This is a genomic window from Amycolatopsis sp. w19 (assembly GCF_051373225.1).
GTDB classification, from domain to species: Bacteria; Actinomycetota; Actinomycetes; order Mycobacteriales; family Pseudonocardiaceae; genus Amycolatopsis; species Amycolatopsis japonica.
On the sequence record NZ_JBPQFM010000059.1, the window covers coordinates 1 to 974 of the forward strand.

General features: G+C 68.6%; 1 protein-coding gene. It reads right to left on the reverse strand.

Translation table 11 applies throughout. The annotated features are described in order from the left end of the window. Positions 1 to 974 (reverse strand): IS481 family transposase (locus ACSMFO_RS40110; protein ID WP_436462530.1); only part of this gene is annotated, 974 nt, incomplete at both ends.

Consider the following 974-nt stretch of genomic DNA (forward strand, 5'->3'; position numbering starts at 1 on the left):
GGTGTATTGACCTGGGAGGTTGGGGACGCGGCTGGCGGGTGGTTTGCCGGCGAGTGCGGTGTGGCCGCGGTGGTGATTGTAGGTGTGGAGCCAGTCTGGGTAGGCGTCTCGTCGTTCGGTTTCGGAGCGGTAGGTGCGGGCGTAGGCCCATTCCTCGAGGAGGGTGCGGTTGAACCGCTCGACTTTGCCGTTGGTCTGGGGCCGGTAGGGTCGGGTGCGTTTGTGGACAATGTCCGCGTCGCGCAGCGTGTCGCGCCAGAGGCGGGACTTGTAGCAGGCCCCGTTGTCGGTCAGGACCCGTGCGACGGTGATTCCATAGCTGGTGAAGAAGTTCTGGGCTCGCTGCCAGAACGCGGCCGCGGTTTCTTTCTTCTGGTCGGGCAGGATTTCGCTGTAGGCCAGGCGGGAGTGGTCGTCGACGGCGTTGTGCAGGTAGCTGGACCCGATCCTGGGTTTGCCATGCCGGCGGGCGGTGGTGGTGGCTTTCTTGTGCCGCAGTCCGGTGGCGCGGTCGAGGACCCGGTGCCCGCCGCCGTCGGGGATGTTGCCCAGCTTCTTGATGTCGACGTGGATCAGGTCACCGGGCGCGGGATGTTCGTAGCGGCGGACCGGCTGTGCGGTGGCCCGGTCCAGGTGGGAGAGCCGGGCCAGGCCGTAACGGCCCAGAACGCGGTGCACCGTGGACGGGTTCAGCCCGAGCAGGTAGGCGATCCGGGCCGGCCCCCATCGGCGCAGGACCCGGACCTTGATGATCCGCCGCTCGGTCCGGGTCGGGGTCCGCGACGGGCTGCGGCGCGGACGAGATGAACGATCGACCATCGCGGCTTCGCCGCCCGTGCGGTAGCGGCCGGCCCAGCGTTTCACCGTGGACACCGCGACCTGGAACCGTTCCGCCGCCCGCCGCAACGGCCATTCATCGTCCACGACACACCGGGCCAGACGCAGCCTCCCAGCAGGGGTCAACGGTGCGTTAG